The organism is Leucobacter coleopterorum (genome assembly GCF_011382985.1).
Taxonomy (GTDB): domain Bacteria; phylum Actinomycetota; class Actinomycetes; order Actinomycetales; family Microbacteriaceae; genus Leucobacter; species Leucobacter coleopterorum.
This window is the reverse complement of the sequence record NZ_CP049933.1, coordinates 2,625,617-2,649,999: the sequence shown is the minus strand read 5'-3', so window position 1 is coordinate 2,649,999 and position 24,383 is coordinate 2,625,617. Positions and strand designations below refer to the sequence as shown.

The 24,383-nt window shown below is 60.9% G+C and carries 22 protein-coding genes, 3 tRNA genes and 1 pseudogene; 14 read left to right on the top strand and 12 right to left on the bottom strand.

The window, feature by feature from the left end; genetic code table 11:
* Positions 1–39: 39 nt before the first annotated feature.
* Positions 40–498, bottom strand: a complete 459-nt coding sequence (locus tag G7066_RS12470) for a GNAT family N-acetyltransferase (protein WP_244302984.1) — start codon at positions 496–498, stop codon at positions 40–42.
* A 112-nt stretch (positions 499–610) separates the two neighbouring features.
* Positions 611–1,096 (bottom strand): GNAT family N-acetyltransferase, encoded by a 486-nt coding sequence (locus G7066_RS12465; RefSeq protein ID WP_166331423.1) that lies wholly within the window; start codon positions 1,094–1,096, stop codon positions 611–613.
* Positions 1,097–1,172: 76 nt separating this feature from the next.
* Here G7066_RS12465 and G7066_RS12460 point away from each other — a divergent pair, with 76 nt between their 5' ends.
* On the top strand, positions 1,173–1,631 hold the full coding sequence (locus G7066_RS12460) for a GNAT family N-acetyltransferase (protein ID WP_166331422.1): 459 nt from the start codon (positions 1,173–1,175) through the stop codon (positions 1,629–1,631).
* Between the two features lie 163 nt (positions 1,632–1,794).
* On the opposite strand, the gene G7066_RS12455 is transcribed toward G7066_RS12460, so the two are convergent.
* From G7066_RS12455 to G7066_RS12445, 3 genes are all read right to left on the bottom strand, one after another.
* Positions 1,795–2,370, bottom strand: a complete 576-nt coding sequence (locus G7066_RS12455; protein WP_166331421.1) for an RDD family protein — start codon at positions 2,368–2,370, stop codon at positions 1,795–1,797.
* Between the two features lie 278 nt (positions 2,371–2,648).
* Complete coding sequence (locus tag G7066_RS12450) at positions 2,649–2,894, bottom strand: DUF3781 domain-containing protein (RefSeq protein ID WP_166331420.1); 246 nt, start codon at positions 2,892–2,894, stop codon at positions 2,649–2,651.
* Positions 2,895–2,911: 17 nt separating this feature from the next.
* The gene (locus tag G7066_RS12445; protein WP_166331419.1) at positions 2,912–3,961 is read right to left on the bottom strand and encodes an LLM class flavin-dependent oxidoreductase; all 1,050 of its coding nucleotides are present in this window, start codon (positions 3,959–3,961) and stop codon (positions 2,912–2,914) included.
* Positions 3,962–4,071: 110 nt separating this feature from the next.
* On the opposite strand from G7066_RS12445, the gene G7066_RS12440 reads away from it, so the two are divergent.
* From G7066_RS12440 to G7066_RS12420, 5 genes are all read left to right on the top strand, one after another.
* Positions 4,072–5,580 carry a leucyl aminopeptidase gene (locus tag G7066_RS12440; RefSeq protein WP_166331418.1) on the top strand — a complete coding sequence of 503 codons (1,509 nt, stop codon included), beginning with the start codon at positions 4,072–4,074 and terminating at the stop codon, positions 5,578–5,580.
* 5 nt (positions 5,581–5,585) lie between these two features.
* Entirely contained in the window at positions 5,586–6,887 is a 1,302-nt protein-coding gene (locus tag G7066_RS12435) for a M18 family aminopeptidase (RefSeq protein ID WP_166332063.1), read from the top strand.
* Positions 6,888–7,358: 471 nt separating this feature from the next.
* Positions 7,359–7,430: transfer RNA gene (locus G7066_RS12430), tRNA-Glu, on the top strand.
* 30 nt (positions 7,431–7,460) lie between these two features.
* A tRNA-Asp gene (locus tag G7066_RS12425) sits at positions 7,461–7,537 on the top strand.
* 62 nt (positions 7,538–7,599) lie between these two features.
* Positions 7,600–7,672: transfer RNA gene (locus G7066_RS12420), tRNA-Phe, on the top strand.
* A gap of 553 nt (positions 7,673–8,225) precedes the next feature.
* Here the strand turns inward: G7066_RS12420 and G7066_RS12415 are convergent.
* Together G7066_RS12415 and G7066_RS15330 are read right to left on the bottom strand one after the other, a co-directional pair.
* Complete coding sequence (locus G7066_RS12415; RefSeq protein WP_166331417.1) at positions 8,226–8,690, bottom strand: GNAT family N-acetyltransferase; 465 nt, start codon at positions 8,688–8,690, stop codon at positions 8,226–8,228.
* Positions 8,691–8,796: 106 nt separating this feature from the next.
* Entirely contained in the window at positions 8,797–9,093 is a 297-nt protein-coding gene (locus tag G7066_RS15330; RefSeq protein ID WP_205881449.1) for a hypothetical protein, read from the bottom strand.
* Positions 9,094–9,174: 81 nt separating this feature from the next.
* Here G7066_RS15330 and G7066_RS12405 point away from each other — a divergent pair, with 81 nt between their 5' ends.
* The 3 genes from G7066_RS12405 (at position 9,175) to G7066_RS12395 (ending at position 14,219) form a co-directional block, all read left to right on the top strand.
* Positions 9,175–10,554, top strand: a complete 1,380-nt coding sequence (locus G7066_RS12405; RefSeq protein ID WP_166331416.1) for an aminotransferase-like domain-containing protein — start codon at positions 9,175–9,177, stop codon at positions 10,552–10,554.
* A gap of 129 nt (positions 10,555–10,683) precedes the next feature.
* Positions 10,684–11,256, top strand: a complete 573-nt coding sequence (locus tag G7066_RS12400; protein WP_244302983.1) for a GNAT family N-acetyltransferase — start codon at positions 10,684–10,686, stop codon at positions 11,254–11,256.
* 47 nt (positions 11,257–11,303) lie between these two features.
* Positions 11,304–14,219 carry a helix-turn-helix transcriptional regulator gene (locus tag G7066_RS12395; protein ID WP_166331415.1) on the top strand — a complete coding sequence of 972 codons (2,916 nt, stop codon included), beginning with the start codon at positions 11,304–11,306 and terminating at the stop codon, positions 14,217–14,219.
* Here G7066_RS12395 and G7066_RS12390 read toward each other — a convergent pair.
* Positions 14,192–14,914 carry a methyltransferase domain-containing protein gene (locus G7066_RS12390; protein ID WP_166331414.1) on the bottom strand — a complete coding sequence of 241 codons (723 nt, stop codon included), beginning with the start codon at positions 14,912–14,914 and terminating at the stop codon, positions 14,192–14,194. The two genes, G7066_RS12395 and G7066_RS12390, sit on opposite strands and share 28 nt — an antisense overlap.
* Positions 14,911–16,065 carry a type III polyketide synthase gene (locus G7066_RS12385; RefSeq protein ID WP_166331413.1) on the bottom strand — a complete coding sequence of 385 codons (1,155 nt, stop codon included), beginning with the start codon at positions 16,063–16,065 and terminating at the stop codon, positions 14,911–14,913. Before G7066_RS12385 ends, G7066_RS12390 begins: the two co-directional genes overlap by 4 nt.
* Positions 16,066–16,182: 117 nt before the next feature.
* Between G7066_RS12385 and G7066_RS12380 the strand changes: the two genes are divergently transcribed.
* From G7066_RS12380 to G7066_RS17985, 3 genes and pseudogenes are all read left to right on the top strand, one after another.
* Complete coding sequence (locus G7066_RS12380) at positions 16,183–16,524, top strand: hypothetical protein (protein ID WP_166331412.1); 342 nt, start codon at positions 16,183–16,185, stop codon at positions 16,522–16,524.
* A gap of 52 nt (positions 16,525–16,576) precedes the next feature.
* Complete coding sequence (locus tag G7066_RS12375; protein WP_166331411.1) at positions 16,577–17,371, top strand: nitroreductase family protein; 795 nt, start codon at positions 16,577–16,579, stop codon at positions 17,369–17,371.
* Between the two features lie 81 nt (positions 17,372–17,452).
* Positions 17,453–17,713 (top strand): annotated as a pseudogene (locus tag G7066_RS17985) (CatA-like O-acetyltransferase); the annotation flags it as partial.
* Between the two features lie 89 nt (positions 17,714–17,802).
* Here G7066_RS17985 and G7066_RS17105 read toward each other — a convergent pair.
* Both G7066_RS17105 and G7066_RS12360 read right to left on the bottom strand, forming a co-directional pair.
* A complete protein-coding gene (locus G7066_RS17105) occupies positions 17,803–20,727 on the bottom strand; it encodes a helix-turn-helix transcriptional regulator (protein ID WP_166331410.1) in 2,925 nt (974 codons plus the stop codon).
* 56 nt (positions 20,728–20,783) lie between these two features.
* Positions 20,784–21,002 (bottom strand): hypothetical protein, encoded by a 219-nt coding sequence (locus G7066_RS12360; RefSeq protein WP_166331409.1) that lies wholly within the window; start codon positions 21,000–21,002, stop codon positions 20,784–20,786.
* A 203-nt stretch (positions 21,003–21,205) separates the two neighbouring features.
* Here G7066_RS12360 and G7066_RS12355 point away from each other — a divergent pair, with 203 nt between their 5' ends.
* On the top strand, positions 21,206–22,558 hold the full coding sequence (locus G7066_RS12355) for a peptidoglycan DD-metalloendopeptidase family protein (RefSeq protein ID WP_244302982.1): 1,353 nt from the start codon (positions 21,206–21,208) through the stop codon (positions 22,556–22,558).
* A gap of 149 nt (positions 22,559–22,707) precedes the next feature.
* Here G7066_RS12355 and ppa read toward each other — a convergent pair whose 3' ends face one another.
* Complete coding sequence (ppa, locus tag G7066_RS12350) at positions 22,708–23,199, bottom strand: inorganic diphosphatase (RefSeq protein ID WP_166331408.1); 492 nt, start codon at positions 23,197–23,199, stop codon at positions 22,708–22,710.
* A gap of 135 nt (positions 23,200–23,334) precedes the next feature.
* Between ppa and tilS the strand changes: the two genes are divergently transcribed.
* The gene (gene tilS / locus G7066_RS12345; RefSeq protein WP_166331407.1) at positions 23,335–24,372 is read left to right on the top strand and encodes a tRNA lysidine(34) synthetase TilS; all 1,038 of its coding nucleotides are present in this window, start codon (positions 23,335–23,337) and stop codon (positions 24,370–24,372) included.
* The last annotated feature ends 11 nt before the right edge of the window (positions 24,373–24,383 follow it).

The window sequence follows — 24,383 nt, the reverse complement described above, 5'->3', positions numbered from 1 at the left end:
TGGCAGGCGGCTGAGACCGCGTCCCTCCGTGACGGTCCTTCAGCCCGGAAGCTGCAGATGAAGAATTGGGTAGGGCAACCCATCGCCGTCAAGTTCGCTCCGACCGACCTGCACGAAACCGCGACTGAGGTAGAACCCGAGCGCGGCAGGGTTCTGCTCGTTGACGTCGACCATGGTTACGCCGCGGTGGGAGATGGCTTCAGCAAGCAGGGCGGAACCGACCCCTTTTCCGCGGGCATCGTCCGAGACAAAGAGCATTTCGAGCGACCCCTCGGCGATTCCGGCGAACCCCAAGGATTGACCGCCCCGCTCAGCGACAAGAAGCGTCACCGCCGGAAAATACGCTGAAGCAAGGTTGGCTTCGATGCGCTCGAAGTCGGACTCCTCAAGAAAGTCATGGGTCGCCCGAACTGCGCTGCGCCAGATCTCCACCAGCTGTGGGTACTCTGCAGCCCCACTACAGGGGCGAATCGTCAACCCACCTACGTTGTTGTGCACTGATCCATTATCGCGGCACCGAGTGGCTCAAGTGTCAGCGGGCTTTCCTTGTTGGGAGTCGCGACTTTATGGGCCACTTCATCCTCGCCTATGGCACACGAACTAGGAACATCTACTGAAGCGTAAGTCGATACGCCTGCATTGGATACCCGGCAAGCGGGTGGGGAACTGGCTCCCCGAACGGCACAAAACCCGCTCGTGTGTACAACTCGATTGCGCGTGTGTTGTTGGCGCGCACTTCCAGCATTAGCGACCGGAACCCGCGGCGACCCGTGTGCTCAATGGCGTCTGCGAGCAGTGCGCGCCCCAAACCACGCTTGGTTGTTGCAGGATCAACTGCCAGATAATGCAAGAATGCCTCCGCAGGGTCAGCGAGACCGCTCTCCACCAGTGCGAACCCACGGTGTGGCGCATCTGTAATGGCGAATCTGACGATCGGACGCTCGAACGAAGAACGCACTCTCTGTGCCATGGACTCTGCGTCAACTGCGCCGTCCCGCGCCTGCAGGGCGTTTACCCAGATCTCGACACACACTTCAATGTCGTCGGGAATGCTCCCCTGGCGGATCGCCGATTCGATCCTCTCGTTCGTCTGCATTCAATCATCGTAGAGGTCATGAGATGCTTGCGTGGTCCCCATCAGGGGAGCGGCGGCAGCGTGCTTTACTGGTGGGGTGATAAACATTATCCCCGCGGATTTTCACGACCAGCGACTCATTTCATTTCTCGAGGATCACCTGGCCGACCTCGCCCCAACCGCTCCCATCGAGAGCCGTCATGCGTTGGATCTGAGCGCTCTGCAGCGTCCAGAAGTACGCATGTGGAGTGCGGTTGATGACGAGCGAATCGTCGGAACCGTTGCGCTCGCGGGGTGCGGGGAGGGGTGCGAAGAGTTGAAGAGCATGCGCACCGACCCCGCGCGGCGTGGACAGGGGATTGCTTCCCGGCTGTTGCAGCACGCTCTCGAAGATGCGCGGGCAAGAGGGATCAGCGAGGTGTTTCTTGAAACGGGAACCATGGAGTTCTTCGCCGCGGCGAGAAAGCTCTACAGGGCCGCGGGGTTTCAGGAGTGTCCGCCGTTTGGGTCGTATAGCGAGGACTCAAACAGTGTGTTTATGAAGCTGGTTCTGTAGTTCCAGAGCAGCGACGTCGGGTTTGTGCGGCCTAAACCGCGTCCCCCACAACCGCCCCTCCGCGCTCGGCTTCCACCCGAGCGCGGGTGCAATGTGCTCGGCGGAGGCCTGCGGCACGTGCAAGTTGCACTCCGCTCCGAGTTGCCTGCGACGGTGCCCAGGCTCAGCCATCGAGCTTCTGCCTTGTACTTACAACTACCCGAGTGCCGGCTACGAGATCGTGGGGTCCTCGCCTGTCTTTCTGAAATGCGACAAACGCAATGTAGACAAATGGAATCAGGTTGGCTGCGACAGCTGTGACCATTAGCCAGAGTGGGAACTCGAATTCGCCGTTCGCAGCATTCGCGACGATATTCCACACCACAAAATGGGCGATCTCCCAGGGGAGTAGTTTGACGATGGTGCGGATAACGATCCGGAGCCGTGAAGGTCGGTTCTCATTCATCGCATCTACGACCCGCAGGCCAAGGACTCTTTTGCCCACGGTTGCCTGTCTTGTAGAGGCTTCGCCTACATAGAGGTAGATGCCCACAGGTAGCACCAACAGAAGAAACCCGAGGAACTGTGCCCCGGCGGTGCCCAGAGCCAGCCAGTCGAAGAATTCACCCGTGATTGAGTAGGGGACGAGCGTTGATATGGCGAGCACCAACATCCAGCCCAGGATCACCGCATAGTCCAGGAGCAGCGCAATCAAGCGAACCCCGAACTTCGGACGAAGGACGGGAACGCTCGAAGTCATACGGCCACTTTATTCGAGAGGAGGGAATCTGTTGAAATGACAGGCGGTGGACTCAGAGCGAGTCCCGCACCACCGCCCCTCCGTGTTCGGCTTCCACCCGAGCGCGGGTGCAACGTGCTCGGCGAAGGCCTGCGGCACGTCCAGGTTGCACTCCGCACCGAGTTGGTTCGATTGCTGTCAGCAGAACTGCGGTCAATCCCACATATGGACCATAATGCTCCGGTGCACGTTTCGGGTAAAGCTGAGAATGCAGAACTCGTAAGCGTGAAGCTCGGGAGTTATTTCATGTGGGCAGTAATGATGGTGTGGCTATGTGCATTGATCGTCATGATGAATTTCCCGCAATCCACATACCAGTTTTTGCCACGCCTCTCTATATTCGACCCGTCGAGGAGGCGCACCGCCACGACCTCGCGGCACCACTGAACTATGTCCTCCTCAATCAGCGAAAGGTTGCGATTGATGCGCTCAACTCCGAGAGGTGTCGTATGTAGGAGGTCAGGTTTCAGATCGAGAGAATCCACTCTTTCACAATATCGAGCTAGATCGCATACCCCTGCACTGGCCCCTCCGTGTTCGGCTTCCACCCGAGCGCGGGTGCAACGTGCTCGGCGAAGGCCTGCAGCACGTGCAGGTTGTACTCTGCTCCGAGCTGGTTCGGGATCGTCAGCATGAGCGTGTCAGCGGACATCACCGCTTCGTCAGCGAGTAACTGCTCAACGAGCCGATCCGGCGCGTCAGCGTAGGTCTTGCCAAATGTCGAGCGGAACCCGTCGATCACGCCGATTTGATCCTGGCTATGCCCCGAGCGCACCCCAAAATACATCTCATCCTCGGCCGAGACGATCGGAAAGACGCTGCGGCTCACCGAAACGCGTGGCGATCCCGTGTGCCCGGCGGCGCGATAGGCCTCACGAAAACGATCGATCTGCTCGCGCTGCAGCACGTCGAACGGGCGCCCGTCTGCCTCGGTGAGCAGTGTCGAACTCATCAGGTTGAGCCCCTGGCGGCCGACCCACTCGGCGGTGTCTCGGGATCCCGCACCCCACCAAACGTGATCGCGCAGCGTGGGGGACTGTGGCTCGATCGCGAGGCGACCCGGCGGAGTCATCTGCGTGTCGCTCTCAACGAGCTTCTCGCCGTCAATCGCCCGCATGAACAGCTCGAACTTGTCGCGGGCGAGGTCGGCACCGCGAGGATCCTCGGAACCCGTGTACCCAAATGCCTCGTAACCGCGCAGTGCGGTTTCGGGTGATCCCCGGCTTACACCGAGCGCGAGCCTGCCGTCTGAGATGAGGTCGAGCGCGGCAGCTTCCTCTGCGAGGTACAGCGGGTTTTCGTAGCGCATGTCGACGACGCCGGTGCCCACCTCAATCCGCTTTGTGCGGGCGGCCATTGTGGTGAGTAGCGGGATCGGCGAGGCAGCCTGACGTGCAAAGTGATGCACGCGAACATAGGCCCCGTTGACGCCGATCTCGTCGGCCCCCTCTGCGAGCTCGATGGTCTGCTTCAGCATGTCGCCAGCGGTGCGCACGCGCGAGCCGGGCACGGGGCCGTAATGGCCGAAAGATAGGAATCCGAATGCTCTCATGCCGGGTGTAACTGGGGTGGGCCAAGCTATATTCCCGCGAATATAGTTTTACGGTGAGTGGTTCAGGATCCACATCACGTGTGTCAGGGGTCAGGGCTAGGCTTGTCAGTATGACTGTTGTGATTGATCCCTCGTTTGATCCGGTTCCCTCGCTCGGCCTCGCGGTTGACGTGCGTGTTGTCTCGTCGACCGATGTTGAGGCAGCACAGGTGCGTGCCATCTTCGTGACGAAAGAAGGCGAACTCCCCGAGGTTGGCCTGAGTCGCGAGGCGCTCGCCGCGGCCGGATTTACCTCGGGCAAGAACCAGACGCTTGTGCTCCCCGGTGAGCAGTTGCGAGTGCTCGTTGGTGTTGGTGAGGGCATCACCACCGCTGCAACGCTCCGCGACGCTGTCGCCGCGTTTACCCGCGCTGCGAACGAGTCGGGCGCTCTCGCGGTGGATCTCACAGGAGTTGTGAGTACGGAACTCAGCGCGAACGAGGCAGCGATTGCCGCTACCGAGGGTGCCCTGCTCGCCCGCTACCGTTTTGACGCGCTGAAGAGCGACCCGAAGACCGTTGCGCTCGACAGCCTGCTGCTGGGTGTCGGCGCTGGCGACGAGGCGGCCGCGAAGCAGGGCGTGGAGCGCGCGCAGATCCTCGCCCGCACCGCCGGCATTGCGCGGGATCTTGCGAACACCCCGCCGCGCCATCTGAGCGCAGAGAAGTTTGCCAGCGTAATCGAGCGCGTCGCTCCCGCCTACGGCCTCAAGGTCGAGGTTTTCGACCGCACCGCGCTCATGGAACTCGGCTGTGGGGGCCTGCTCGGTGTGAATGCTGGCAGCATCGAAGAGCCCCGCATGATTAAGCTGTCGTACCAGCCCGCCGACCCCGAGGGGCACCTTGCGCTCATCGGTAAGGGCATCATGTACGACTCGGGCGGCATCAGCCTGAAGCCCTCCAACGCAATGCATGCGGCCATGAAGTTCGACATGATGGGTGCCGCCGCAGTGTTCTCGTCGATGACCGCGCTGCGCGAGCTCGGCGTCAAGACCGCCGTGACCGGTTGGCTCATGTGCACCGACAATATGCCCTCGGGTAGTGCCACCAAGCTGGGTGACGTGCTCACTATTCGTGGTGGCAAGACCGTCGAGGTGAAGAACACAGACGCCGAGGGCCGCCTGGTCATGGCTGACGGACTCGTGCTCGCCACAGAAGAGACACAGCGCCCCGACGCGATCGTCGACATCGCGACGCTCACCGGAGCCGCCATGATGGCGCTCGGCACTCGCACGGCGGCAATGCTTGCCAACAACGACTCCATCGCGGCGCAGCTGCAGGCCGCCGCCGATACGACGGACGAAAACATCTGGCGCTTCCCACTTGACCACCGTTACCGCGACCAACTGAAGTCGAACACGGCTGACCTGTCGAACATTGGTGGACAGTACGCGGGGGTAATCCTTGCGGGGCTTTTCTTGAATGAGTTTGTTGACGGCCTGCCTTGGGGCCACCTCGACATCGCGGGCACCATGCAGGCAGAGAGCGACGACCTGTGGCGCTCAGTCGGATCCACCGGATTCGGCGCGCGCCTGCTCGTTGAGTTTGCCGCAGCGTTCGAAGCACCTGCCGGAGCATGAGCGACATGGAGCGGCTGCTGCGGGATCGGGACGACTACATAGGTGAGTTTGCTGGGTTCGTGGCGGCTGCTCCGAGCTCGTATCACGCGGCTGCGGCGATCGCCGGTGTGCTCGTAGGGGGTGGATTCACGCAGCTTGACGAGACCGATGCCTGGCCCGGGGTGACCTCTGGATCAAGCGGTGTTGTCGTGCGCGACGGCGCGGTGATCGCGTGGCGCGCAGGCGAAGGGGTGACGGAGACGAGTCCGGTGCGGGTCTTCGGTACCCACACTGACTCACCCGGATTTGTGCTGAAACCACAGCCAGATTTTGTCGCCGATGGTTGGGCGCAGGCGGGTGTCGAGATTTATGGCGGGCCGTTGATCAACTCGTGGTTGGATCGGGATCTTGGCATGGCCGGTCGTATCCTGACCCAGGATGGCGCCGAGCACCTGGTCTCCACGGGTGCGGTCGCACGCATTCCGCAACTTGCGATTCACCTCGATCGAGAGGCAAACTCAGGCCTCACACTCGATCGACAGCGCCACGTGCAGCCCGTGCTTGGAATCGCGGGGGAGGGTACCTCGGTGCTCGGTGCGCTCTGTGCCGCCGCGAAGCGGGCGCGCTCCGCGATCCTGCCCGAAGATATTGCGGCGCTTGACGTGCGTTTCTTTGATACCCAGGCGCCCGCTCGCATCGGCGTTCACCAAGAGCTGTTCGCTTCGCCGCGCCTCGATAACCTCAGTTCGACATTTGCCGGGCTTGTTGCACTGCTCGGCGAGAAACCAGCTCCCGGCACAATCTCGGTTCTCGCGGCGTTCGACCACGAAGAGCTCGGGTCAGAGACGCGCTCCGGTGCCTGCGGACCGTTTCTTGAAGACGTGTTGGCGAGGATCCGAGACGGACTGGGTGCCTCGGCTGAAGACGCTGCCAGGGCGCTTGCTGCGTCCTGGTGTATTTCTGCGGACGCGGGGCATTCAGTGCACCCGAACTACCCTGAGAAGCACGACCCCCGTGTGAGGCCGCTTGCGGGGCATGGGCCGATGCTGAAGGTAAACGCTAACCAGCGTTACGCGAGCGACGCGCACGGGGCCGCTCTGTGGCAGCGTGTGTGCGATGCTGCGGGGGTCGCGACGCAGGAGTTTGTGTCAAACAACACGGTGCCGTGCGGATCTACAATCGGGCCATTAACGGCAACCCGGCTGGGGATCCGAACGGTCGATGTGGGTGTGCCACTGCTCTCGATGCACTCGGCTCGAGAGCTCGCGCACGTGGACGATCTGCACGGCCTAGCGAAGGCGGCCGCGGCGTTTTTTGCGGGGGCGTGAAGCGAGAGTGCTTTGCTACAAGAATTATGTGCGTTATTGTCACTCCCCGCCAACCGTTCGCTAGGATTGAGCCATGAGCGAGATGCAGCATCCGGGGAATGGTACTGTCGCCCTCTCAACAGAACACCTGATGCCAGGTATCCAGCAGGTCGGAAACCGTGACATTGAGGTTACTTTCCTAGGAAAGAACGCTGGGGGCAGCCGACATGGCTGCTTTGGGATGCCTCGCAACCGCATCTCATTGCACTATTGAGCCAGGGGCGCATGGGGTATCACCTCGAGCAGCGCACAAGCTATGGCGTAATGGTTCAAGAGAACATCTCGCTGAGCAGAGTGCAGCGCGCGCTGGGCGGGTGAGGTGGCTGTCGGGTGGTGCGACACGCCAGGGATCTCACTTTCATCGTGGCGATTTGCGCACCGGCACCAATTCAGCATAAGCTTTCATCTCGGTAGCAAGTGAGAAATCACTTCGGCCCATCGTTTAGCGGCCTAGGACACCGCCCTTTCACGGCGGCAGCACGGGTTCGAATCCCGTTGGGGTCACTGGTACCAAATACAATTGAATACAAGTTTGGCCCTGTAGCGCAGTTGGTTAGCGCGCCGCCCTGTCACGGCGGAGGTCGCGGGTTCAAGTCCCGTCAGGGTCGCCAAGGCGAAGAGCCCTTCTCCGGAAGGGTTTCTTTGTCTCAGGCGGTCACTTTGGTGAGTGCCTGGCTCTGTAGCTCAGTTGGTAGAGCGTTCGACTGAAAATCGAAAGGTCACCGGATCGATGCCGGTCGGAGCCACGTAGCGGAGATTACACCGCTGCTGAACCCTCGCAAGGCTTCTACTTGCGGGGTTCTTTTATTTTGACCTATGCGCCCCACCCGCTTGTGCCGTGACGTGTTGAACGCCGGCCGCGACCAGCACTGCGTCACCCCTCTTGGGGAACGTTGGTCGGGCGCGGCCGGTGCCTAGAATCAGCGAGCCGTGGCGGACGGACAGAAGGCCCGCCCGTCCGGAGCTTTATCGGCTCCTCGTATTTGGGAGTTGTGGGGTGTTTTTGTGATGTAGCTCGTGAGATTGGCGAGCGCCCAGGTATCCGACGAGCGCCCAGGATCCTGACGTGTAACTATGGGGGCCGCTCGTCAGGACCCTGGACACTCGTGCCTTGGGGAGTTCTGTGGGCTCTACGATGGGCCGGGGTCCGGGGCAAAATTGGCTGCATTCACCCTCCCCGCCCTTACCGCGGCCAGCTTGCACTCCATCGCCGACTTTGCGGACCACAACTGCAAGGTCGATGACGAAATGCAGACTCGGTGCGTGGATGCCACTACAACCCAAACACAAAGAGCCACATTAATTCGACGTCGGATCGGCCTCGTAGGTGACCCAGGTGGTTCGCGTGGCGAGTGTGTTGTAGAGGGCCTGTGCCTGGTGGTTGTCCTCCGCGGTCATCCACTGCACCCCGGCGCGCCCCTCGGCGGTGGCCATGTCGGTGAGGCATCCGATAAGTGCCCGCCCAACACCGCGGCCACGAGCCGCGGGAACGGTGAAGAGATCGTCGAGGAAGATGTGACTCGTGGCGGTGTAGGGCGATGAGAAGCGACGGTGGTGCGCGAAGCCGAGGATCTCGCCGTCGACTTCGGCGACGAGCGCTTTGCATTCGTGGGTCGGATCGGTGAACCAGCCCCATGCGCGGGAGACGACTTCTTCGGATGCTTCGAGCTTGTAGAACTCACGATAGGCGCGGAAGAGGATGCGCCACTGATCCTCGTCGGCGGGTGTGAGAAAGCGAACGGTTGGTGTGGTCTTGGTGGTCATTGATGTCTCCTTGAAAGTTTGAGCTGGGGAGTCGGTGCTGCCGAGTCCTGTGGAAGAACCTTGTGGTGTGCACCGAATCTGCGAAGCGGAATTGTGGATGCTCGCCTTATGCAGGCACGGTGGCCTCCTTTCTCAGGCTGGGTTGCTGTGCCTGTTTCTTGCTTGGGGCGAGCACGAGGTAAACCGCGTTTCCCGCGAGCAGACCCCAGGATGCTGCGCCAACGCTGAGGGTGACGACCCCTGACATGGTGACCGCGAGGGTCGTGATTGAGGCAAGGCCCGCTGCTCGGGTTGCCTCGAGCACGATCAAAAACGGCCCTGCAAAGTTGATGAGGGCCGAGAGGAACCCAGCACCCAGGGCGGAGGTGGACACGTCCCGCAGGACAGCAGCTGCTCGGCTCATGCTTGCGCCGCCTCAGTAACAAGAACCCGACAAAGCCGTAACAGACTTGCAAAATAGTGAGTAACGTTATCTACTATATTCATGTCCAATGATAACAGAGCGTCGGAAATTGCGGCCCTACTGCATGAGCGGATCGCAGCAGCACACGCTGGGGAGAAACTGCCTGGGGTGCGGGAACTATCCAAAAGTTTCCAGGCAAGCGCCGCCACCGTCTCCGCTGCGCTCTCTGAACTCAGTGCCCAGGGGTTGGTGCGTGCCGAACCAGGCAGAGGTACCTTCGTTGCCGAACGCGGGCGGCTTACCGAACCGGACTTCGCGTGGCAGTCGCAGGCCCTCGATCCCGCCCGCGTGGATGCCGACCGTGCGTCACGCCTCGGCGGATACGGCACCCCCGAGCACATCCAACTCTCTTGGGGGTATCTCGCCCCCGAACTCCTCCCGAGTGACGAGTTGCATCGCATCGGCTCACGTGCAGCAAAGAGCAACCGGGCATGGATGATGACTCCGCCCGCGGGGTCGCCGGAGCTTCGCCGAGTCTTTGCTGCCGAGTATCGAGCTGACCCTGGCGATGCCCTCATCGTGTCTGGCGGTCAGCAGGGTCTGGTGTTCACGATGCGCACCCTCGCAGAGCCGGGCTCTACCGTGATCACCGAGAGTCCGAGCTACCCCGGAGCGATCGTCGCCGCACAAAGTGCGGGCCTCACCATCGCGTCGGTGCCCGCAGACAAGGACGGGATCATCGTAGAACGTCTTGCTGACGCGCTAGAGCGTACCCGTGCCCGAGTGGTCTACCTGCAGCCCAGTTATGCGAACCCAACTGGCGCGGTGCTCAGCCAGGAACGCCGCGCGCAGGTGCTCGAACTTGCAGCCCAACACGGGGCATTCATCATTGAAGACGACTGGGCCAGGCATCTCGGCATTGACGGGCGCACCCCGCCACCGCTCATCACCGAAGACCCCAACGGCCACGTCGTCACTGTCACTACGCTCTCGAAGCCCGCTTCGCCAGGGCTTAGGCTTGGTGCGGTGATCGCACGTGGCCCCGCCGGAGACCGACTCCGATCCTCCCGCACCGCCGACGACCTCTGCGTCGCACCAATGGTGCAAGAGATTGCCATGAGTCTGTTGACCTCGAGCGTCTGGCCACGGCACCTGAAACGCCTGCGCACCGAGCTCGCCGAGCGCCGCGATATCCTCGCCGCCACGATCCGTCAGACCTTGCCGAGCGTTCGCATTCAGAGTGTGCCGAGCGGAGGCATCCACCTCTGGGCGCGCCTGCCCCACGGTGTCGACACCAGGCAGATCAGTGCCGATGCTTACGCCGCTGGGGTGCTCGTCGGAGACGGCCGACACTTTTTCGTTGATGAACCCCCGGCACCATTCCTGCGCTTCTCATACGGTGCAGCCGCCCCTGCTCAAATCTCCCAGGGCATCAGACAGCTTTCCCGCATCATCACCTAAGAAGCAACGGTCGGTCGGCGTGCAAGCACCAGTGCTCGAACCGCTGTAACGATCAGCGTTGAAAGTGCAATGAGAGCGGCAATACCACTGATTGTAAACAAGAGAGTTTCTAAGGAGCTAGTGGACGACATGATCCGCACAGAAAACGGAGAGCCTACCGGCATGCAAAGCACCCAAACACGCCTGCTGTCACTAGAAGACGTCCCCGCGCTCACCGAAATCATCCAAGCCGAAGCTGTCCATCTCGGGCGCTGGGAGCCCAAGCGTGATCCCGGCTACTACACTCTCTCGAACCAACGAACACTCGCGAAGCGGGCGCTTGAGGCCCATGAAGCGGGCGACTCAGTCCCGTTCCTCATCGTCTCCGACTCCGACGAGATTCTTGGCCGGGTGACTGTGAGTGGGATCACGCGCGGCGCCATGCAATCCTGCGCGATCGGATACTGGGTGCGCCAGCGATCCCTCGGTCAAGGCTACCCGACACGAGCGGTTGCACAGGCGGTGAGCTTCGCTTTTAAGGATCTCGGCCTGCACCGAGTGCAGGCCGAAACAATGTTGGAAAACATTGGATCGCAACGTGTTCTTGAGAAGAACGGGTTTCAACAATACGGAATTGCCCCGCAATACCTCAACATTGATGGAAAGTGGCGGGATCACCTGATGTACCAGGTGCTGAACGACGCATATGTTGACGAGCCCTGATCTGAGCTCTGCGCGACAATGTCGGTGGGTACTGAGAGTATGGATTCATGCCATCAGTCCCCATAAGAACCGCCCTAGTCGGGCGTGACGCAGAGCTAGCCCGCCTTCGCGAACAGCTCCGAGGTGTGCTGAATGGCGAGGCCGCCGCAACACTGATTTCTGGTGAGGCGGGTATCGGCAAGAGCCGACTTGTGGGCGATTTGACTGATTCTGCTCGAGGCGACGCAGACGTGCTCCTTGGCCGCTGTATTGATTTGGGTCGAGCGGCTTCTCCGTACGGGCCTCTCATCGACGTACTACGTGCGCTCGTGGAGGCCCGCGGTGCAAACGATGTGATGGCTTCCCTCGGTGCTGATCGCCTGAGTCGCGCTGCGATCCTGCTTCTTTTACCTGAGCTGGTTGGTCCAGATACTCCCGACCTTGAAGGAAAGGCACCACCGCGCGAACTGAACGATGGTTCCGGTCCTGAGCAGTTGGTCTCGGCAATCACAACGCTGCTGCGGGTTGCGGCCGACAAACACCCACTACTCATCGTTATTGAAGACCTGCACTGGGCCGATGAGGGCACCCTCATCGTGCTCACAGCACTTCTGCGAAGGATCGCCGGCGCACGCGTGATGGTCGTCATTACGATGCGGGACGACGGACATCGTCGCGATCCTGCTCGGCGCTTTGCCGTCGAATCGGAGCGTGCGCGCGTGCTCGAGGGGATGCCCCTCTCGCGGCTGGCCGATGACGATGTGCGAGCAATGATCGCAGAGTTGGTCGAGGCTCCGATCGATCCTGAAGCCTTTGACCAACTTCTCGAACGTTCGGAGGGGGTTCCCTTCTTCATCGAAGAACTCGCCGAGAACGCGTCCGCACCACTCACCGATTCACTTCGGGACGTTTTGCTCGCCCGCTACGATCGTCTCGACGACTTGACTGCGTCACTCGTGAGAGTCATGTCGATCTCGCAGGCCGCGATCTCACACGACGTGCTTGTGCGACTGGCGGGGTTGCCCGAAGAACAAACCGAGTTGTCGTTGCGAGATGCCATCGCCGCCGGAGTGATCACAATTGATGAAACGGATCGGTACTCGTTTCGACATGCCCTGCTTCGTGAAGCCGTGCGAAGTGAACTTCTGCCTGGCGAACGCACACGTTTGCACCGAGTCCTAGCTGGAATACTGCAACGCACCGCCGAGGCTGGCGGACAGCAGCCGCCCTTGCCAGAACTCGCCTACCACTGGGAACAAGCGAAGGAATACGAGAAGTCCTTCGTAGCGTCGCTCGCCGCCATGCAAGAGGCCGCTTCAAAGTTTGCGTACGCTCCAGCCGCATACTTCGGCGAACTGGCACTCGAGCGGTGGGACGAGGTGGATGCGGCTGCAGAGAAAACGAGGATCGGCCGCGTTGCATTTCTCGAACAGCTCGCACTGGTGCTGCGAGACGCTGGAAAAACCACGCGGGGTCTCGCTGTCATCGACCTCGCACTGCAAGAGTTAACGTCTGAAAATGATCCCGTGGCGCACGCAAGACTGCTTCGCCAAAAAGCGGATTATCACAGCTATATGGGGTGGCCCGGCCGAGAACCGTTGATCACCGAGGCACTTGCTGTGTTGGGATCGGGGGACGACAATCATCAACTGAGAGCTGAGCTCTACAGCCTGCTCGCGAGCATGCAGATGAGAGCCGGGGACCTTCAAGAAGCCATCGCAACTGCCTCACTCTCGCTCCGACACGCCCAACGCAGCGGGGATGAATCTCAGCAGGCCATCGCCTACAACCTACGAGGCGCGTCGCTCGCTTCAGCAGGCCAGGTGCAAGCCGGAATCGATGACTACGCCAAAGCCCTACCGCTCGCGAGCACGGGCAACTCGCTCATGTGGCTCCACGCAAACTACTCCGACATGCTTAATAACATCGGCCGGTATCACCAGGCAGTCGAGGTCGCAGAAGCGGGCCTCGCTATCGCGCAACGTTACGGCGTCGAGCGCACCACCGGAGCGATCATGATGCAAAACCTCATCGATCCGCTACTCGAGCTCGGAGAAATCGAGCGAGTCGAACAGTTGCTGTGGCGCGGTGTCGATACTCACGCAGTCCGCATGCAGCGTGTGTATATGGTTTCTTCGCGGGTCCGCTCGCTTGCCTGGCGAGGGCACGCAGACGAAGCTGAAAAACTGTTTCGGGAACGGGAGTTGCCACTCCAGCAGACCGCCGAACTCGAGCGCCAAGTCTGGTATGCAGTACTTTTCATGGAGATCACAATCGCAATTGCGCGGGACGACTTCGCCACTGCACGCGCAGCGATCGAACGCATGATGCGTGATTCGGGTAAGCGGACAGGGAGCCAGCGGCGACTTCTGCTCGAGGCTGCATGGGTGCTTGCCGAGTGCAGAGCGCGTGGCGAAGACACGACGAAACTTTCTGCCGAGGTCGAAGCAGCGTGGCGAGAACAGACCCAAGAACTGCAGGATCCCGATTGCACCCGCGTACTTCTGGGACTATTGGAGCCGGGGGAATCCCCACTGAACGAAGCGGTCACAGCCGCCGCTAGCAAGTCAGTGCCGAGAATCTTCGAGGTCATCACTCGAATCGAACTGATCCGACACCAAATCGCGACCGGTGACCGGCCCGGAGCAATCGACACGTCTCGCAGCGCTCAAAGCTTTTCTCAGCGACTCGCACACGCTGCGCTCGAACACAGGGTGACCGAACTCACTCGCGCGTTAGGGCTCGGTAACGGGACGACAGCGGCAAACAAAGAATCTCTCCTGACGCCCAGAGAGCAGCAGGTTCTAGACTTCGTTGCCGAGGGACTCAGCAATCGCCAAATCGGGGAGCGGCTCTACATCAGCGCCAAAACAGTGAGTGTACACGTCTCGGCCGTGCTTCGAAAGCTGGGCGTATCTACCCGCACCCAGGCCGCAAGAAGTGCTCTCGTCACCCATCAACCTCGGTCGGAAGGAGATCGATGAGTCGAAGTGTGATCGAAGCAGGCCAGTAAACGAAACGTGCCGGGGGAATCCACCCGCCACCCGTCCGGAAGCACAGCCGCGAGCTCAGCTCGTGTGTAACTGCGACGAATGCTGCGCAGCCCGTCAACCCACACAAAGGTTCCCATCGCTACGGGTGCCGCAAGCAGTGCGAACGCCCCATACGCGACACGACCGCGGGCAATGTCAGAGTGCAAAGAAATCCCCGAAGAGAGAGCCTCGCTGTCGTAGAGCAACCCCGCCAGCGAAACCTCGTCGAGATGATGCAGCAGATGGTTTGAAATCACGGCATCGAAGCGCTCTCCCTCCTGCACGAGCGACTGGCTAAGCACCTGCCGATACGCCACCCCGGGCATAAAATCCGCCCGCTTCGCCACCGCAATCGCGTGCGGGTCAGGATCAATCCCCACAGCCTCAACAACAAACCCGTCGCGGCGAGCGAGCTGCACCAGGCGACGCAACACGTCTCCGCCGCCGCACCCAATATCGAGTACGCGCGCGGGCCGACCCAGGCCGGCAAAAAACGGGCGAAGCTGAGACCGGTGCACCCCGTCCCAACACGAAACAGCCCGGTTCACCAACCCGAATCGCTGAAGCGTCCGCCGAAGACGAGCGGGATCACACGCCGGATCATCCATTAGCTCACGGAGACCCGCATCCCGAACCGCCAGCGTCATACCGACGCCTCGGCGGCAAGAACAGCAGGCACTGTAGCCGAGCGTGCCCCTGCGCGCTGAACAAAACGAGCGGTTTCCAGCGTAAGCCCGGGGCCAAACCCTAGGGCTGCTATCTGCGCCCCTGCGCTGATGGACTCGTCACGCAGAATCCGACCGAGTATGAAGAGGATTGTCGCACTCGACATGTTGCCGAAATCTCGCAGGATCGCGCGCGAGTGCTGCATTGCCGAGTCAGACAGCCCGAGGCCCGCTTGAACGTGGTCGAGCACACTGCGGCCTCCGGGGTGCACAGCCCAATTCGCGACCTCGCTCAAAGGCTCCGGACCCCCGCGAAGTGCTGCCCCGACAGCCCCGGCAATCTCGCGCCCGATAATGCGCGGCACCTGCGCGGTAAGTCGCATTTCGAAGCCCGCGTCACCCACGGCCCAGTCCATGTCTTGCTCACCCTCGCTGGTGATCGCTGTCGTGAACTCGCCGACCTCCAGCGTCGCCCCGGTCGTTCGCGGTTCAGCGGAGGTCACAACCGCCGCTGCTGCGCCATCACTGAACACGGCGGAGGCGACAATCTGTTCGGGGTCACTCGACGACCGTATGTGGATCGAGCAGAGTTCTGTGCACACCACCAACACGACCGACCCTGGCTGAGCTGTGCAGATCCTGCTGGCCGCGCGAAGCGCTGGGAACGCAGCAGCGCACCCCATAAATCCAATGTTGGTGCGTTCTGCAGTGCCGGGAATCCCCAACTCTTTCACGAGCAGGAAATCGGGTCCGGGCGCAAAGAACCCGGTGCATGAAGCCGTGATGACGTGGGTGATCTCGGTTGCATCAAAACCTGAGGCAGCGATCGCATCTCGTGCCGCGGCTGACGACAACTGCGGCGCTTCGCGGCGATAGACCGTGTTTCGCTCACCCGTAGTGGGCGAGTGAAGCAGGCCGTCGGTGGAGAAGAGCGGGGAGAGCGTGTCGAGGCCACCTATCCCGCCAAGAACCGAGTAACGTGACTCGATCGCGGACTGGTCAAACGCTGCGTGGATCAACCGCTGGGCGAGTCGATCCCGGCCTGGTTGAGCGGCAAAGAAGTCGCGAGCCTCAGATTGCAGCAACCGTGAAGCCGGAACAGCCGTGCCGATTGAAACGAGGTGAGTGGTCATGTTGCTAATGGAACACTCATATTGGTTGCGAATGCAAGCCCCATTTGTATAGCTCGCGCTCCGCTACAAAGAGTGTAGGTTGGATCACCAACCCAGAAAACGGGAGTAAGGAGGCTGATGGTGGCCAACGCTATCCCTTGTACCCTGATTGCTGGTCTTTCTTACCTTGCGACCATTATGCTCGGCACATTCAGCCTTCGAGGCAGAAGAGTTCGGCGGGTCTGGCACACGCGGCTATTTGCGTTCACCGTGATCCTCACCCTGCTGGCCGCCGCGCTGTCGTTCCCAACCCACTGGCAACGTGGTGTTTTGTTGCTGGCGGCTCTTGTGCCACTGGCGCTGCTGCCGTGGGCTAGCAGGCCGGTCTTGAAGCACCCGGAGCGACACATTGCTATTGGGCTCAGCGCCGCCCCGTTTTATCTTTCGGCGACGGTGCTTTGGGTCTTAGGTGCGACGTGATCCCCGCGCTTTGAACACGCAAACTCATCCAACCCGACCACAGGAGCACCCCATGGAATTTCTCGATGTTCTCTTCAACCGCCGCACCACCAACGGGCCGTTTTTACCTGACCCTGTGAGCGACGAGCACCAGCGGCTACTGATCAAGGCTGCAGCTTCCGCCCCGTCGCAATTCAATAGTCAACCCTGGCGATTTGTGGTGATCGAGGATCGCACCATGATCGACACCATCGCGCGCATCAGTGGGGAATCGATGACGGCGGTGATCTCAGAGGGGTCGTTCTTCGAGCGGTACAAGCGACACTTCCGATTCAGTGCGGAAGAGATGGCCGAGCACCGATCGGGCATGTACTTCGACAAACTGCCCGCTGCGCTGCGACCGTTCACTCGTGCGGTGTATACCCCCGCCGGGATCAAGACCATGCGGATGCTGCGCATTCCACAGACCCTCGGCGAAGAGAACCGCAAGCTTGTTGCGGGATCGCCACTGATCCTCGGAGTTATGCTCGACAAGCAAGAGCGCAACGCCCACTCCCTCGCAGACTTCTACTGCCAGTTCAGCCTTGGTGCCGCGATGGAGAACGTGTGGCTCACGACGGTTGAGCTGGGCATGGGCATTCAGTTCATCTCGTTTCCGATGGAGGCGCCCGGGCAGTGGGAACGTGTGAACGACCTGCTTCAAGTGCCAGCTAACCTCGAACTCATGGCACTCTACCGCCTCGGTTATGTGCCTGAGCAGTCACACAGGCCGGTGATCGATTGGTCGAGCCGCGAGCGCAGAGCACCGAGCCAGTTTGTGTTTCGCGAGACCTGTGGCGAGCCGCAGACTGGGTGGGATGAGGACTAAACAGGGCTATTGACCTCACCACCTGGCCCCGCAGAGAACACTTCGAACATTATCTTCAGTCCGTGCCTTTGCACGTACTCAGTGACCGTCGAACTCGACGTGACCGAGTTCGTTGAGGTTCTGCGGCGATCCTCTCGCAAAACTTACATTGCGCAGGTTTGGGCGATCGCCGAGGTCGTCAACAACCATGCAGAGTTCAAGATGCGTCTGAGCGAGTCAGGCGATCCTGAAACCTGGTCGATCGTGCACCCCGCCTTCACCGTGTTCAACGAGCAGCGAGAGACGTTCTCGTGCGTCTGGACCAGGTTTGATTCAGACTTCGAAGCCTTCCACGACAAGGCGGCGCAGCTGCTCAAAGAACGCAGCGAAGCCACCACGATGTTTCCGCAGGGATCGCCGCACCGCAACAGCCCTCTCCGGTCTGTTGAGTCTCAGTTTGGGCGAGCCTCCGAAACCAGCTCGCTCCTTGCCGCCAAGGTGCGGCTGCTGACCCCGAGCTTTCTGAGAACCGCTGAAACGTGCACACTCACGGTTTTGGCACTGATGAACAACCGCTCGCCAATCTGGCGGTTGCTGAGGCCCTCCGCGACGAGGTCGAGCACTTGCTGCTCGCGAGGTGTCAGAAGCGAGCCACTGCTCTCGCCTGAGTCAAGACTACGAACGATCCCTAGCGCCCCGACTAGTTCATTCACATGCTCGCTGAGTCTTGTGTGGGCGAGCTCAGTGCACAGATCCTGCGCTTCTCGTGCAACCTCCGCGGCCCGGGACCTGTCACCTGAGACCAGTAAGAAACGACTCAGTTCGATCCTCACGACAACTTGAAAGACTCTCGGCACCGATTCGGCACCCGTTGCAGCGAGCGCAGCCTGCAAAGAGGAATCAGAGGGCTCAAGAAGCCCAAGAAGCACACGAGAACAATCAGGATCCTGGAGTTCACCCGGCTGCAAGGTCCAGCGAGCGAGCACATCGGTGGCGAATGCCGACACCTCTTGGCCCCGAGCACGGCACTCCGCGGCAATCCATCCTGCTTCGAGAAGCAGCCGTCGCTGGTTTCCCGCCTGGGGTCGTTCATCTTCAAGCATGCGCAGAATGACAAGTCGCGCCTGCTCGAAGTCATCGCGGGTCGTTGCGAGTGTGACCTCCATAAGAAGTTGGGCGTACCACACCTGGCGTTCCAGCTCGGCAGTTTGGTGAAGCGGTTCGGCCCAGTCGCGATAGAGCTCCTCAGCTTCTTCCGCCCGGCCCCGCCAGCACAGCGCGCGCACCCGCGAGACGAGCGTATAGACCTGTTGTATGCGCACGGCGTGTGAGTCGATCCCCAGTTGCAGCAGTTGCTCAACCCGGTCGATGTCCCCGAGTTCAAGCAGGGGCTCGACCAGGTTCTGCATCAAGATCGCGCCCGTGCTGCGTTCCACTCCGTAGCGCCGTGATACAACAAGTCCCTCCTCTGCGATCTCAACGGACTCGTGATATCGGCCGAGGATGTTGAGCAGGTCAGAGTAGTTTGTGTGGAACTTCATGAGTGACTGGCCGTTCACCGCGAGCGGTCGCGCGCTCAGCAGATCCTTGAGGCCGGACTCCACCTGCCCCAGGCCTGCGAGACAAGAACCGCGCACGCTGTAGGTGATCGACAGCAGCGCCTTGTCGTCGCACCGCTCTGCGTAGTGAGCTGCCTCAGTTGCAGAAGAAACCGCTTCGGTGAGCTTCCCAAGGTGCATGAGTGTGCTCGTGAGTAGGCTGAGTAGTTTTGCCTTCAGCCGAACAACATCGAGATCGACCTCAAGCCGAGGGTCTGAGTCGAGTTCGGCCAACGCCTGCAAAACGAGGGGTTCCCTGCCAGGGCGTCCGAGATGGCTCAGGTAGTAAGCCTTCTGCTGGAGCAAGCTGGCCGTCGCCACAGGGTCGTTCCGGTCTTTGATCTCATCGAGCGCAAGGTCAACGACTGTGAGACCCCGCTCTGTCTGACCCGCGTTTCGTAGGATCGAGGCGAACCGCTCGAGAAACTTCAGCCGATTGATCCCCGCATCCTCTGCAGCAGCAAGAGATTCATCCCAGTTCTCGAGCACGTGCTCCCCAAAGCGGGCGGCCGCCGCATACGCATACTTTGACTCGGCCTGCTTCATCGCAGCAAACGCGGCAATGAACGATTTTTCAGGATCCTTCGCCTGATCCCAGTGATAGGCAAGTTCTGAGAGTGGAGCGGTTTTGGTGTCTGTGTCGGCGATTTGTTGCAGGATTTCGGCGAGTGCGCGGTTGAGACGTGTACGTTCTCCGGGCAGTAGCTCACCCTGGACCGCTTCACGAAGCAGCGCGTGTCGAAACACGTAGTGGTCTGATTCGTTTACCGCAATAACTCCGGCATCAATTGTTTCTCGCAGCGCCGATTCCAGCTCATTCTCGGGAAGTGAAACGAGCCGAACCAGCGTGGAGTGGGGGAGAGGTGTTTGTGAGGTCGACATCGCGCGCACCAGGGACGCGGCTTCGCGGCCGAGCCGGTCGTACCGTGCGAGAAGCACGTCTCGGAGCGAATCTGTGAGTGGAGCCGCCGCGTTCTCAACCAGTTCCTCGACAAAGAAGGGCACTCCTTCTGAGCGCTCAAGTAACTGGCTAAACGTGGTGGGTGCGAGCGGGTGCTGCATGAGGCCGTTGACCATCGCGCGTACTTCCTCGTCACCAAGCCGGGCGAGGGGCAGCTGCTCGAGCACTCGCGTGCGTTCTGATTCCGCGGCGAATCTGCGAGCGGGATTGCTGCGACGCCCATCATTCTTCATTGTGAGCACCGCCAAGATGCGTGTCTCAGTGATGCTTTGCAGAAGTGTTGTGAGCACCGCGAGTGTGCCCTCGTCTGCCCAGTGCAGGTCTTCGACAACAAGGATCAACGGGCGAGTCTTTGCGGCGATACGCAACACGGTTGTGATGGCGTCTCGTAGGCGTTCCTGGCCCGAATGATCCTCCGAGAGAAACAGGGAAAGGTCGTTTGCGAGGCCGGGGGCTTCCACGTCGACGAGTTCGGGGAGCAGAAGGAGGAGCGCGGATCGGCTGGAGTGGTCAAGTATCGGTGACTCCAACAGCTTGTCTACACCGCGCGCGGCAACGAGTGCGCGCAACACCTCCAGAAGCGGTCCGTAGGGAGTTGCAGCCTGCTTCAGATCGATGCAGCGCCCTATCAAGACGTCAGCCTCATCCCGTGCGGCAATCGCAAGGTCACGCACGAGACGGCTCTTGCCGATTCCTGCCTCGCCGGTAATCAGGGTCGCCGCACCCTGGCCTCGCAGAACGCCACGGAAACGATCACGAAGGTGAGCAAGTTCCGCGTCACGCCCGACCATGGCTGGTTCAACCTCGTGGTGAGACATGCTCCCATTTTCCCAGGTCTCGTCGGGAACAAGATGTTGAGACCTGAAGCCGCCCCTCACTGAGGGCGCCCGGTCGCGCTTTGCGTACCTTTCCACGAAACCCATGAGCGGAGTCGTTCAAGAAGTTTGGGAGCGGCCGGGTTGTGGCTTAGGCACAGGATCACGGCGGCCTGATCCTGCCGTTCTGCATGCACCCGAGCTCGTTCAGCTGACGCCGCTGCCGCCTGAGTCCGCTGCGAGGTGGTGTGCTGGTGCGCGTAGGTCTGAAAGTCCAAGGGGTGCTCCTCTGTAGACAAGTGGGGGTACATCTACTCTCGGTCCTAAGGGGATGCCGCACATCGGGCAGATGCCCTAGATTCGAGAGTTTGTGGGCTTAGGCGAGAAACCGCGCATCTCCGAGGATCCTCAGGGGTTCTGGATTGCGTCGATGCTAGCGTTGGTGAGGACTATTTCTTTCTTCTAAGCTTTTGGGGGCTGCATGCCGAAGCGGAACACCCGTTCGAACCGCGTCATGAGGCGACTGACCGGTGTTATCGGAGTGTGCGCAGTTGCGTGTGGGCTTCTTTTCAGTGGAGAGCTCGCGGCTCCGCCCGCAAACGCGTTGGACCTGCCCACCTGGGACGATGTGCAGGCCGCCAAGGGAAACCAGGCCGCGGCAGCCAAAAAGGTGAAAGAGATCGAAGGTTTACTCGCGCAGAGCCAGAAAGATCTCGAACGCCTGCGCAACGAATCGGCTAACGCAAACGAGTCCTGGCAGGAAGCCGAGGCCTCTGCGCAGAAAGCAGCCGAGAAGGCTGAGACGCTGAAAGCTCAGGCTGAGGCGAGTCGCGAGAAGGCTGATGAGGCAGCGGATCAGGCCTCTGTGATTGTTGCTCAGATGTACCGCTCGGGTGGTGTGGACCGTAACATGGAACTCTTTTTGCAGGCGGAGGGTGACACTGCCGACGCCCTGCTCGACCGTCTGGCAACTATGTCGAAGGCCACCGAACGTAATACGTCAATCTCGCAGGAAGCCCAACAGGCGACGAATAACGCGATGACTCTCGGCAAGCAGGCAGAGACCGCTCAGAAAGAGCGCGAGAAGCTGAGCGCTGAAGCCGAGGAGAAAGCTCAAGTTGCGGCCAAGGCGGCTGACTCGCAGCGCGTCAAACTTGATGCTCAGCAAAAGCAAGAGCAAACGTTGACCGCCCAGCTCGCCGCTCTGAAAGACAAAACAACCGACACGGTCGCTGGATACGAGGAGCGTCTTCGTCTCGAAGAGGAACAGCGTCAGCGCGAGGCCGAGCGGCTTCGTAAAGAGGCTGAAGAGCGTGCCCGCCAAGAACGTGAGAACGCCAACAATAACAACAACGGTGGCGGTGGCGGCGGCGGCGGCGGTGGCGAAACCGGTGGCGGTGGTGGCGGTGGAAACCCCGGTGGTGGCGGTGGCGGTGGAAACCCCGGTGGTGGCGGTAACGACGGCTCCTGGTGGAAGCCCACCCCAGGCTGGGTTTCCACCTACTTCTACCAGGTGCCGGGCCACACTGGCATTGACCTTGCAACCGGCTGTGGGACCCCGATCATAGCCCCACAAGCTGGAACAGTCAGCTACGTTGGTTGGAAAGACGGCATCGGTGGCAACATGGTCCACGTCGACCACGCGGGCGGGTTCCAGACGCGCTACGCGCACCTGAGTGCCTTTGGCCCCGGTTGGGGGACCTGGGTTGGGCAGGGAGCCGTGGTCGGTTATGTAGGTACGACCGGCATGAGCACCGGCTGCCACCTGCACTATGAGGTGCTGTATGACGGAATCTTCCAGAACCCGATCCCGAACTACGGTGTAACTGGGTAGTTAACGCGTCGGCTCTGCGCCAGATGCGAAAGGGGGTTCAGGATCATGCGATCCTGAACCCCCTTTTTTTGTCAGAGGTTAGTTACCCTGTGCTGCGGGCCGATCCCGCCTGCGACCGCTCATTCCTCGCAGCCGCAGCCGCATCCGCCTTAGTGCTGATCCGCCAGGCGCTCCTGCGCCTCGACGATGAGCTTCTCAGCGTCTGCCGCAGAGCCCCACGCGTCAACCTTGACCCACTTGTTGGGCTCCAAGTCTTTGTAGTGCTCGAAGAAGTGCTCGATCTCTTTGCGGGTGTACTCGGGAATATCGGCGACGTCCTGAATGTGCGACCAACGCGGATCCTTGTGCTGCACCGCGATGACCTTGTCGTCGCCGCCAGCCTCGTCGCTCATCTTGAGCACACCAACGGGGCGCACCTTGATGCCAACCCCGGGGAAGACCGGGTAATCGAGCAGCACGAGCACGTCGAGCGGATCGCCGTCCTCGCCGAGTGTCTCCTCGAAGAAACCGTAATCGGTGGGGTAGACGAAGCCGGTGTAGAGCACGCGGTCGAGGTATACCCGTCCGGTCTCGTGGTCGACCTCGTACTTGTTTCGGCTGCCCTTGGGGATCTCAATGACGGCGTCGAATGCTGTGCTCATGCACGTTCCTTGTCGCTTAAGGGCGCGGAAGACTCCCGGCCTCGATTTGCAATGCCAGCATAAGGTTACCCGACCGGAGCCCGGGGAACCTTGACCTCGGCTAACAATGTCTGGCGGGCGCGGTAGCGTGGAGGAATGAATCAGCGCCCCCCTTTGCATCCTGCGGTCGCCGCGACGCGACTGGCGGTGCGGCAAGCGCTGGTTGAGCGGGCTGGATCGCGAGGCGATTCTGTCGAGATGCCACTCGCGATTGTGGCGCTCTCGGGTGGGGCTGATTCGCTGGCCCTCGCTGCAGCCGCGGCTTTTGTTGGGCCTCGGTGCGGTTGGAGAGTCGGTGCTGTGATTGTGGATCATGCCCTGCAGGCTGGTTCGGCAGGGGTTGCGGAGCGAGCTGCGGTGCAAGCGAGAAAACTGGGGCTCGACCCGGTAGTGGTGGCGCTTGTCTCGGTCGAAGCGCGTGAGCTTGGCCCAGAGGCTGCCGCTCGTCAGGCGCGCTATCGCGCGCTTGAAGAACACGCAGCGGTTTCTGGCGCGTCGCTAATCCTCACTGCGCACACCCGAGACGATCAAGCCGAACAGGTCTTGCTTGGTATCGCCCGTGGTTCGGGAGCGCGCAGCCTGGCCGGGATCCCTCCGCATCGCGGGCTGATCCTGCGACCCTTTCTTGGGGTTACACGTGTAGACACCGAGGCTGCGTGTGAGGCCCAGGCGCTGGAACCTTGGCTGGATCCGCACAACGAAGACGATTCCTATGCTCGGGTGAGGGTGCGTCACCGCGTGCTGCCCCTTCTCGAGGCCGAACTTGGCCCTGGTATTGCGGCGGCGCTCGCCCGAACAGCGGAGCAAGCCCGCGAAGACGCGGCTGCCTTTGACGAGATGGTGAATGAACTTATTGAAGACGTTGTGGAGCACGCGGAAGCGGGGATTTCGGTTTCTCTCGCGGTTCTCAGCTCGAACCCCGCAGCCCTTCGGCACCGCCTAATTCGTCGCGTAGCCGAGGCGGAGTTTGGAAGTGAGTTGAGTCGCGAGCACACACTCGCTATTGCGGCACTGGTGACGAACTGGCGCGGGCAAGGGCCAATTTATGTACCAGGTATCAAGGTGATTCGTTCGAGGGGGAGTCTTTTGTTCACGCGACAAATAGGTTCACCGCGTGAGGCTGAATCTTCGTAGTGGTAATTCCG

Bases quoted from the DNA above. Each gene is read 5' to 3' on its own strand.
- G7066_RS12355 (WP_244302982.1), top strand. From the start codon at position 21,206: ATGCCGAAGCGGAACACCCGTTCGAACCGCGTCATGAGGCGACTGACC.
- G7066_RS12440 (WP_166331418.1), top strand. From the start codon at position 4,072: ATGACTGTTGTGATTGATCCCTCGTTTGATCCGGTTCCCTCGCTCGGC.
- G7066_RS12390 (WP_166331414.1), bottom strand. From the start codon at position 14,914: ATGACGCTGGCGGTTCGGGATGCGGGTCTCCGTGAGCTAATGGATGAT.
- G7066_RS12405 (WP_166331416.1), top strand. From the start codon at position 9,175: ATGTCCAATGATAACAGAGCGTCGGAAATTGCGGCCCTACTGCATGAG.
- G7066_RS17105 (WP_166331410.1), bottom strand. From the start codon at position 20,727: ATGTCTCACCACGAGGTTGAACCAGCCATGGTCGGGCGTGACGCGGAA.
- ppa (WP_166331408.1), bottom strand. From the start codon at position 23,199: ATGAGCACAGCATTCGACGCCGTCATTGAGATCCCCAAGGGCAGCCGA.
- G7066_RS12465 (WP_166331423.1), bottom strand. From the start codon at position 1,096: ATGCAGACGAACGAGAGGATCGAATCGGCGATCCGCCAGGGGAGCATT.
- G7066_RS12415 (WP_166331417.1), bottom strand. From the start codon at position 8,690: ATGACCACCAAGACCACACCAACCGTTCGCTTTCTCACACCCGCCGAC.
- G7066_RS12455 (WP_166331421.1), bottom strand. From the start codon at position 2,370: ATGACTTCGAGCGTTCCCGTCCTTCGTCCGAAGTTCGGGGTTCGCTTG.
- G7066_RS15330 (WP_205881449.1), bottom strand. From the start codon at position 9,093: ATGAGCCGAGCAGCTGCTGTCCTGCGGGACGTGTCCACCTCCGCCCTG.
- G7066_RS12435 (WP_166332063.1), top strand. From the start codon at position 5,586: ATGGAGCGGCTGCTGCGGGATCGGGACGACTACATAGGTGAGTTTGCT.
- G7066_RS12395 (WP_166331415.1), top strand. From the start codon at position 11,304: ATGCCATCAGTCCCCATAAGAACCGCCCTAGTCGGGCGTGACGCAGAG.
- G7066_RS12400 (WP_244302983.1), top strand. From the start codon at position 10,684: ATGATCCGCACAGAAAACGGAGAGCCTACCGGCATGCAAAGCACCCAA.
- G7066_RS12445 (WP_166331419.1), bottom strand. From the start codon at position 3,961: ATGAGAGCATTCGGATTCCTATCTTTCGGCCATTACGGCCCCGTGCCC.
- G7066_RS12375 (WP_166331411.1), top strand. From the start codon at position 16,577: ATGGAATTTCTCGATGTTCTCTTCAACCGCCGCACCACCAACGGGCCG.
- G7066_RS12385 (WP_166331413.1), bottom strand. From the start codon at position 16,065: ATGACCACTCACCTCGTTTCAATCGGCACGGCTGTTCCGGCTTCACGG.
- G7066_RS12380 (WP_166331412.1), top strand. From the start codon at position 16,183: ATGGTGGCCAACGCTATCCCTTGTACCCTGATTGCTGGTCTTTCTTAC.
- tilS (WP_166331407.1), top strand. From the start codon at position 23,335: ATGAATCAGCGCCCCCCTTTGCATCCTGCGGTCGCCGCGACGCGACTG.